The sequence below is a fragment of the Microcoleus sp. D2_18a_B4 genome, assembly GCF_036702475.1.
Classification (GTDB): domain Bacteria; phylum Cyanobacteriota; class Cyanobacteriia; order Cyanobacteriales; family Microcoleaceae; genus Microcoleus.
The window spans coordinates 49512-58986 of the sequence record NZ_JAUBTL010000050.1 but is presented as its reverse complement, the minus strand read 5'-3'; the positions used below and the strand labels follow the sequence as shown (position 1 = coordinate 58986).

Here is a 9475-nt window from a genome sequence, read left to right as displayed (position 1 = left end):
AGGATCGCGAATTAAATAACTTACAATTTTAATTGTTATTGTGGGATGGGCGTCCCGCCCGTCCAAAAAGGACGGGCGGGACGCCCATCCCACTTTCCTTGTGGAAGTTATTTAATTCTCATTCCTTAGTGTAATCTCATTTTAAACCTGATATAATAAAGAGTTAGCCTTTTGAGGCTCCAGACGTTGCGCTGCTAAAATTAGTAGTGAATATTACAGTTGCTATTATACAAACTCTGTCAACATACGTCTGCTGTAGCGTCTACCACATTTTAACTGAATTATGACTGACTCAATTCGCTTCCTCATGTGCGCTCCCGACCACTACGATGTGGATTACGTGATTAATCCGTGGATGGAGGGAAATGTCCACAAATCATCGCGCGATCGCGCCGTCGAACAGTGGGAAAAACTTTACCACGTCCTCAAAGACAACGCCGTTGTAGACCTCGTACCGCCGGCCAAAGGCTGGCCGGATATGGTTTTCACCGCCAACGCCGGCTTACTTTTAGGCAATACCTTCGTCCTCAGCCGTTTCTATCACAAAGAACGCCAAGGCGAAGAACCCTATTTCAAAGCATGGTTTGAAAGCAAAGGTTTCACCGTGCACGAACTCCCGAAAGACTTGCCGTTTGAGGGCGCTGGCGATGCTTTACTCGATCGCGAAGGACGCTGGTTGTGGGCCGGATACGGCTTCCGTTCCGAGCTCGACTCGCACCCGCTACTAGCAAAATGGCTCAACATAGAAGTGCTTTCGCTGCGTTTAGTTGACGAACGTTTCTATCACCTAGACACCTGTTTTTGTCCCTTGACAGGCGGCTATTTGCTCTACTATCCAGCAGCATTTGACTCGTATTCCAACCGCTTAATTGAAATGCGAGTTGCGCCGGAAAAACGCATTGCCATTGAAGAAGCCGATGCCGCAAATTTTGCCTGCAATGCCGTCAATATTGACAAAGTTGTGGTAATGAACAAGGTTAGCGAAGCCTTGAAAACGCGCATTACTAAGGCTGGTTTTCAAGTAATTGAAACGCCGATGACCGAATTTCTAAAAGCGGGCGGCGCCTGTAAGTGTTTGACGCTGCGGGTAACGGAACCGGTGCAAGAAGATCGATCGGCAAACGTGATGGTAGAAAGCCGCACAATTCGCATGGAAGGTCACTTGCTCGATGCTGGTTTAATCAGCCGCGCTTTAGACTTAATTGTCGATCTCGGTGGCAGTTTCCAAGTGCTCAATTTCAATCTGGGAGAGCAGCGGCAAAGCACATCATCTGCGGACGTTAAAGTTTCGGCTCCTTCCCACGATGTGATGGAAGAAATGATGGGAATGCTGATTGACTTGGGTGCAGTGCCGCCACCACAAGAAATTTGCGACGCTATTTTAGAACCGGTAGTGCAAGATGGCGTTGGCCCGGACGACTTTTATGTTAGTACGATTTATCCCACGGAAGTGCGGGTAAATGGTCAGTGGGTGAAAGCGCAAAATCAGCGGATGGATGGTGCTGTTGCTATTACTGAAACCGCTGATGGCCCAGTGGCTAAATGCAAATTATTGCGCGATTTAAAAGTAGGAGAAAAAGTCGTTGTAGATGTAGTGGGTATCCGCACCATCCGCAAAACAGAATCGCGGGAACAGCGCAATTCTCAAGAATTCAGCTTTATGTCGGGCAGCGTTTCTAGCGAGCGCCGCGTAGAATTGGTGGTGGAACAAGTAGCGTGGGAATTGCGCCAAATTCGCGATCGCGGTGGCAAAGTTGTAGTTACGGCGGGGCCTGTTGTTATCCACACTGGCGGTGGCGAACATTTAGCGCATTTGATTCGCGAAGGTTACGTGCAAGCGTTGTTGGGCGGAAATGCGATCGCAGTTCACGACATGGAACAATCGAATATGGGAACCTCTTTAGGGGTTGACATGAAACGCGGTGTTGCTGTGCGCGGTGGACACCGGCACCACTTGAAAATAATTAACACTGTGCGACGTTACGGGAGTATTGCAAAAGCTGTTGAAGCAGGGTTGGTTACTAACGGTGTGATGTACGAGTGCGTGAAGAACAATATACCGTTTTCTCTTGCGGGTTCGATCCGCGATGACGGCCCACTTCCCGACACGCAAATGGATTTAGTTAAGGCTCAAGAAGAATATACCGAACTGCTGCGCGGTGCGGATATGGTGTTAATGCTGTCGTCTATGCTGCACTCAATTGGTGTGGGAAATATGACGCCGGCGGGTGTGAAGATGGTCTGTGTGGACATTAATCCGGCGGTGGTGACGAAATTGAGCGATCGGGGTTCGATCGAATCTACTGGAGTTGTTACCGATGTCGGATTGTTCCTCAGTTTGTTGGTGAATCAATTGGATAAATTGACTAGCCGTCATCATGTAACTCAATCTGTTTAGAGTCGGCGGTTGAAACCGCGTCTACACAAACGAAGTCAGCTTGCGCGGACTGAAGAATAGAGGCTGGTAGGGTGCACAATGTGCACCTTACAGAGCCGATAATAATGCTCATTATCATCGATCAAAATGCGCCCCAATAAATTGAGCGATCGCCCTGTCGATCGCCCTTTTCTCCTGCAGAGGATGTAATTTCTAAATTAGGGGCGGTGACGGGAGACAAATCGCCCGGTAAAGACCTAATTCGCAACTCATTTAGCAAAGCATTAATATTGTTCGGCTCAGCATCCAGAATGCTTGCCAGCGGCAGCAGATTTTGCACTGCATATTCGCCGAGTCGAGCATTAATACTCTCTGCTAAATAGCAGAGCATAATGTATCTGCTACTGCTACTGATAATATGAAATATTTTATTCAACTCATCAAAGTATTGAGTCCCCGGTATAGATGCCGCGATTTTGGTTTCACCCTTCCAGAATAAATCTACATGAATTTGACTAGCTGGCGAAACTTTAGCCTTTGCAATCCAGATGATATCGAGGATTGGTTCCGAGTCGCGCTCGTGGAAAATCAGCCGCTTTAAACCCGATATAAATTCTGGGGAATTTAGCGTATTTTGCCATTCTCGACACCAATCATTACTTTTAGAATTTAGGGCATTTTTGACCGTCGTCGGACGTTCAATCACATCTTTTAATAAAGAAAGACTTCCCGCAGCTTTGGCAAAGTTTGGGGAGATGTGCTGGTGCAGTATCCGGTTGGGATCAATGTAATCTTTGCGCCAAGGTGCGTCCGGGATGAGAACTTGACAGGCGGGAGCAAGTGTGATGTTAGCAGTAAGAATCGGTGGGTTTTTCACTATGCAGCCTTCTAATGACTGTTGAGATTCTAGACGGCCGATGACCTCGATCGCAGAGTTTTTATCTGCTGCGTTTAAAGGTGTGTTGCTGTACTCTGCTGCTAATTCTTCGAGAAAATCTAGGTAATCTTGTACAACAGGCGATCGCCCTTGTCCCAAAAGCTGATAGACTTCGGAAAATGGATGAGAAACCGCTATAGTTGTGCGGCGGTTGCCGAAAAAAGGCACGTCATCCAAAAAAGCGTATTTTGGCCGCCAAAACTTACCCCTAGACTCATCCCACAGACATTGACGGTGAGCAAAGCGCTTTTGAATTTGCTGGCGTTGTTCGCTGGAAATACTGCCTTTGATGAAAGTATCATCGAGATACTTGTAAATTGCCTTTACTGATTGTAAATGTGCGTTTAGAGCGTCGGATGTCGTGATTTCAACTGTCATTTTCCCAAGTTTTGATTAGTGTATCAAAGTGGTCGATAACTGTAGTGGTATCTACAGGCTGAAAACCAAGTGCAGTTCTGATTTCGGGCTTCAGCAAGTCGCGCTCAGGGCGTGCAAATAAAAATTTTTGGCTAGCAACTAAGCGAACATCTTGAATGAAACAGACATCTTTAGCGCGATACAGCCTGGGTTCAGGTATCGCAGCGGCGGGATATTGGCTTAACTTCTCAGGATTTTGCTCGACAGGAAGCCAAGGTTTATCTGCGAGTGTTTCAGCCAGTGTTTTGTTGGTATTCCCAATTTGGGTATATTTTAGTGCCTCCCAATTATCAACTATGTAGTTAAAAACCGCAATACAAGCATCGGTTACTGCGCCTGTACCCGAACGATTGGCGGTTTGAATTAGATTGTCAACACAAGCTGCAATGTCATCTGCACTCAAGGTTTTTCGCATCCCCAAATTATCGAAAAAATCGAGCCAGAGTGCATAATCCTGCGAGTAAAATTCCATGTCTGGAATAGCTGCTAAATTTCCGAGAATGTTGCGGATTACTTGACTTTCGGGATTGTAAATTAGTTCGATAGAGCGTAATCTGCGATCGCTACAGCGTACCAAACGCGCCTTTTTCAGCTCTTCCTGGAATGAAAAAGCATTCTCTCCTGCTTTTTCTAGTTCTTTGCAAGCATCATTCAGATGCTCTCGAATCCACGCCAGCGCGATTAATTGTTCTTCAGGAGCAAATGAGGCATACTCAGGTAACAAACACTCGCGAATTAGTCTAGCGCGATTCAGTACCGGAACTTGCAAAAATTGGAACAGCCGCAGCCATTGCCTGTTTTTTTCTATGCGTAAAAGCCTCAACGTACCTGCAATTTCCGGCGGTTCGTATCCACCGCCCGGAAGGTAGACATTTTCATCGTTGAGGGAAACTATTTCGTGGGAAGTTGTGGGGTAAATTGGTAGTTGACGCAGCTTGTTGAGGCTATCTTGGTCGTAATTTGTTGGTTCTGAAGCTGCCAGGAAATTGAGGAGAGAGGTATAATGCTGTTGGTGGTAGGGCGGCAAACCTCGATCGCACCGCGAAGATACTGTGTCTAGGACATCTGGGCCTGTCAGAAAATAGACTAAGAGATTTTTGTGTCTTTGAGCAAATTGGGCGATCGCACTTTCAAGTTTAGCCGGTGCTTTGACAAGCGTCACCCCAAAATACTGTACAGCCTCGATCGTTTCCGCTGCAATATTATCAGCGCACAACAAAGGAGTTTCCGCAGTTCCTCCTTTGTGAAGCTTACCATCATTTCCCGGAACCAGTGGAACTTTCTTTAATTCCTCGACTGTTTCTGGCGACAGATATCTGGGGGAGATATTAAAAAAATAATTGTATACGAGAGTCAACCACTCTGCATTTGGTGGATTTAGTGCATCAGATTGCCAATCGCATTGTGACTGCGTTGAACTAATGACATAAACCAATTTTCTCGCTACTTCTGTAGCCTTCATTTCTGACACGCCAATCATGTTATGTGTAGGCACTACCTGGCTTAAATCTTGATGCAAAAACCATTCTAGATGATCGGCAAATATCTGCCTTGATGTCTCTTCGGAAAAGTAAATAGTGCCTATCGGGTTGTAACCAAATACTTGCAGAGTATTATTAGCGAGAAAAGCTAGCGGCAAACCGCGCAAATCCCGGTGATTGTCGCTGATGCAATAGCGCAGCATATTCGCAATCCACTGTCTATTTTGCAAGCTGGGTTTCGGTGCATCTTGCAAGGGGACGCCTAGCTGTTTGTTTTCGGTTAAGTGTTGTCGCAAGTTAGCTGCCGTGAATGTTTGCAACAGCAAACCTGCATCTTTAAAAGCTGCCAAAATAGAATCGGGTAATGGCGGTTCGGGAATGTCGATATTGTCGGCGCGCATTGCTGCTAATAATTCGTCCCACAACTTTTTAGAAGGTAGATTTTTGACTGTCGGAGGCGTCACCCATCTTGTTTGTGACACCACTGCCCCGCTGAATAGATGTTGAGTTACAGCGTGTTCTACAGCCGATCGCACAACTTCTCTCTGATACAATAACTTGATTACAAAGCAGTACAGTTCTTCCAGAGCTTTGCTAGTAGTAATTTTGCTAACCGGCCAAAGTTGGTAAAATTCTTCTGGCTTAAACCGTCCGATATCTTGCACTAAATCGACAATTAAGTTAGCACAAGCGCGGGACAAAACGTGCTGCGCGAGTAGCCCGTTCCAAATAGCTCTCGGCCTGTCTTTTCCAGTTTGTCCGCTGTCGCTGCTGAGGTTGTCCCGCGAACTATTTAAGTTGAAAAAACCGTTGATGTGAACCGCCAGCCCGGTTTCCAGGGGAAGCGGCAAAAAACAGTAAACTTTGCCGGAAACAGGTTGAGGATTTCCCTCGGTACTAACAGCATTAATTCTAGCAGCCGCGCCCGCCCAAGGCAAGACTTTTTCTTGGCTTTCGTACATTGATTTTATGACTTTTGCCAAATCGCCGCCTTCGTCTGTGCGAATTAAACTGACTATTCTCCAAGTAGACTTGATTGTGCGATCGCAGCTAATCGTTTCTATCTCGTGACGGTAAGAAACCGATACCAAACCGTCAGGATTGCGGCGGCACAATTCCAGCAGTTTGTCGGGAGTCTCTGGAATTGCATTGAGGAGTTTTTGCCGCGCTTCTCGGACTTCTTGCGGATTTTTGGTGACAATCGCCAGAATTTCTTGCCTGGTTTCTTGACTGTTTGCCGGAATTTCGTAAACTCTAATTTCCTGAACCGATTTCAAAAATAGCAAAAGTTCTTCACCGGAATGCCTCAGTTCGTCTAGCAGTTCCTTAACGTTTGATTCGGTGAAAGCTTGTTTGCGAATTTCGCTATTTTCCGCGTGTTCTGCACTTCTTAAAGGCAGGCGAAACAAAGTGCCTTGAAAATTTGTATCTCCAAATGGCAATCCTCCCGCTGCGTAGACTTGCATAAAATCGGGATATTTTTCGTACCATTTAGCGTCTGCCAAATTCCATTCGCGTCCCGGTTCTTGTCGGGAAGTGCCGGGAATCGCCGCGCCGTGAGGGTCAAAAAAGATGATGCGATCGCGCGATACGAAACTAGGATAATCTGTAACATGATATATTGCATTAAACCCGACGCCAAATCTACCCGTTTTCTGCAAATCTCGCGCTTTTTCGCTTTGTCCCAGACTGCGAATGCTCTCAAAATCTTTATCTGCAAACACGCGATCGTTGTAGACTAACATCGCCGGCCCCATTAGCCGTACCATACGATCGTCAGGCAATTGTTTGACCGGATGGTGGCGCCAATCAAGAGTAATTTCTACGCGCGTTGCTTTAGCGTCGTCAGCATTTTGGATCAACTCTTTGATAATGCCAACGCCTTCGGGATAATCTCGGATAATCCCTCTCAAGCGGGCGATCAAGGGTTCGGATTGGTAGAAAGACTTGCCCTCAATTTCGCTGTTGCTGTAAGCCATAGATGTTCTGACGACTAAAAGCGGGAGGAATTTAAATGCGATCGCGCATCTTCACTTTGTATCTAATACTATACAAGCGAAGCGTAAATACAAGTAGGGTGCGCGCGCAGCAACCTACCGAAAGCTATTCGTAATATTGCAATAAAAAGCCTCAGACCCGCAAGTCTGAGGACCGGAGTTCCTGAAAATCGTCACTTCTTACTATTGTCGCCAACAAACACCACAACATACAAGAGGGGTGCAACCCAGCACGGCAGTTTTTGGCAGACAGAGATTGCTTCCTGACTCGGAAGGCGAAAGCAATTTTTAATTCCACACTTCACGAAAGCAAAACAATTCCTCTCGCCATTTAAATATCTGGGTTGATAATTTAGCTTTAGGATGGGAGTCTGTCCTCGATCGCAATATAAGGAGCACCGTGAGTCCCCGTATATATTTGAGTCGGGCGGTAAATGCGGTTTGCCTCTAGCTGTTCCTTCCAGTGGGCCAACCAGCCGGCAACACGGGCGATCGCAAAAACTGGTGTAAATAAGTCCAGCGGAATTCCCATTTTGCGGTAAACCAAACCCGAATAGAAATCTACATTTGCATAAATTCCCTTGTGAGCTAGTTTTTCCTCAACCACTTCTTCTAACTTGATAGCAATGTCGTAATAATCGTCGTGGCCGAAGTTCTCAAACAACTGTTCCGCTAACCTCTGAAGAATAGTTGCTCTGGGATCTTTCACCTTGTAAACTCGGTGACCGAAACCCATAATTTTGTCCTTATTTGCAACGCACTTCTCGACAAAAGGCCGCACATTTTCTACCGAACCAATTTGCTCCAACATATCAATCACTTCTTCATTAGCTCCCCCGTGCAGCGGCCCCGCCAAAGTGCCAACTGCTGAAGCAATCACTCCGTAAGGGTCTGTCAGCGTCGAAGCTGTTACCATTGCCGAAAATGTAGAGGCATTAATTGTATGTTCAGCGTGGAGAGTCAGACAAGTGTCAAAAATGCTAGCTAACAGCGGATCGGGTTCTTGCTCGTTGAGCATATAAAGAAAGTTAGCCGAGTAGTCCAAGTCATCCCTCGGCCGCACCGGGTCATTTCCCCGTCGCATTTGCTGGAACGCTGCTACCATTGTGGGAATCTTAGCTAGCAGCCGCACTACAGCTTCTCGAATGTATGCTGGGTTAGCCAGAGCTCTGCGAGAGTAGAACAAGCCCAAGGCTGCCGCTGAAGCTTGCAGGGCGTCCATTGGATGTCCTCTTTCAGGAAAGCATTTCATCATGTCCCGGATGCGATATTTGATCCGGCGGTGATAGCGAATTTCATGCTCGAAAGCTTCGAGTTCTTCCTTTGTCGGAAGTACCCCCCAGATTAATAAATATGAAGTTTCGAGAAAGGAACTTTTCAGTGCCAGTTCCTCGATGCTAATCCCGCGATATTCCAGCAACCCTTTTTGTCCATCGACGTAGCTAATGCTGGACAAGGTGGCGGGAACACCTTCTAAACCTGGTTTGAATTCGCCGACGACCATTGCGATACCGTTTTGTGTGAGTTCAATCTACATAAAAGTACATTACCAGAAACCAAGATAGTGTCGCAGTCTTAACAAATAATCATTTAATTGGGGTTCAGAAACCGGGTTTTTCAACAGACAGCCCGATCGCACCGCTGCGTATTGTCGCCCCTTTTTCCCGGTTTCCCCGTCCCAGAATGCCGTTTTAAGAGGGCTGGCGCGTCCTGTTAATGTCGGGGCGGTTCGCTGTTTCTAGTGCAGCAAAAACTTGGGCGCAGTTAGCCAAAACATTTGGCTGCGGCCCACAGGGGAGCCGGTTTCCGGGAGGATTAAGCCGATGATACCTGCTTTTTTGAGAATCAGGGCATCTTGCGATCGAGCCCAAAGCAAAGTTTCTGCCCAGTGGCCTAAGTCTGGTTGGTGGCCCACCAGGGCCAAGCTGCCGCTACCTATTTCCTGCCACTGTTTGTACCACTCCAGCCAGTTCCCGATGTCTCCTGAAGGTGCGAGGGCGGCGGATTCTTCTATTTGGGAACTCAAACCGACTGTTTGCAGGATTTGCGCCGTTTGCTGGGCCCGCAGTAGGGGACTCGTGAGAATCAAGTCAAACTGAATTTCGAGCTCGTACAGCCGTTGGGCAATTTTCCGGGTTTTACGATCGCCCTCTTTAGTCAGGGGGCGTTCAGAGTCTGTATCATATTCTTCGGGTGCGGCGGCGATACCGTGCCGGATCAGATAAATAACCATATATCAATACTTCCAGGCATTTTATTATCCCGT

At 47.0% G+C, this 9475-nt stretch carries 5 protein-coding genes; 1 reads left to right on the top strand and 4 read right to left on the bottom strand.

Features of this window, described 5'->3' with window-relative positions:
- Positions 1-283: 283 nt before the first annotated feature.
- Positions 284-2398 carry a bifunctional arginine dihydrolase/ornithine cyclodeaminase gene (gene argZ / locus QUB04_RS24340; RefSeq protein ID WP_333288316.1) on the top strand — a complete coding sequence of 705 codons (2115 nt, stop codon included), beginning with the start codon at positions 284-286 and terminating at the stop codon, positions 2396-2398.
- 121 nt (positions 2399-2519) lie between these two features.
- Here argZ and QUB04_RS24335 read toward each other — a convergent pair whose 3' ends face one another.
- The 4 genes from QUB04_RS24335 to sixA all read right to left on the bottom strand — a co-directional run bounded on the left by QUB04_RS24335 (position 2520) and on the right by sixA (position 9442).
- Entirely contained in the window at positions 2520-3692 is a 1173-nt protein-coding gene (locus QUB04_RS24335) for a hypothetical protein (RefSeq protein WP_333288314.1), read from the bottom strand.
- The gene (locus tag QUB04_RS24330) at positions 3682-7191 is read right to left on the bottom strand and encodes a sacsin N-terminal ATP-binding-like domain-containing protein (protein ID WP_333288312.1); all 3510 of its coding nucleotides are present in this window, start codon (positions 7189-7191) and stop codon (positions 3682-3684) included. The genes QUB04_RS24335 and QUB04_RS24330 overlap by 11 nt, the downstream gene beginning before the upstream one ends.
- Positions 7192-7567: 376 nt before the next feature.
- Positions 7568-8713, bottom strand: a complete 1146-nt coding sequence (locus tag QUB04_RS24325; protein WP_333288310.1) for a citrate synthase — start codon at positions 8711-8713, stop codon at positions 7568-7570.
- Between the two features lie 234 nt (positions 8714-8947).
- Entirely contained in the window at positions 8948-9442 is a 495-nt protein-coding gene (sixA, locus tag QUB04_RS24320; protein WP_333141930.1) for a phosphohistidine phosphatase SixA, read from the bottom strand.
- Between the last annotated feature and the right edge of the window lie 33 nt (positions 9443-9475).

Coding starts and splice junctions, on each gene's coding strand:
- argZ (WP_333288316.1), top strand. CDS start 284: ATGACTGACTCAATTCGCTTCCTCATGTGCGCTCCCGACCACTACGAT.
- QUB04_RS24335 (WP_333288314.1), bottom strand. CDS start 3,692: ATGACAGTTGAAATCACGACATCCGACGCTCTAAACGCACATTTACAA.
- QUB04_RS24330 (WP_333288312.1), bottom strand. CDS start 7,191: ATGGCTTACAGCAACAGCGAAATTGAGGGCAAGTCTTTCTACCAATCC.
- QUB04_RS24325 (WP_333288310.1), bottom strand. CDS start 8,713: ATGGTCGTCGGCGAATTCAAACCAGGTTTAGAAGGTGTTCCCGCCACC.
- sixA (WP_333141930.1), bottom strand. CDS start 9,442: ATGGTTATTTATCTGATCCGGCACGGTATCGCCGCCGCACCCGAAGAA.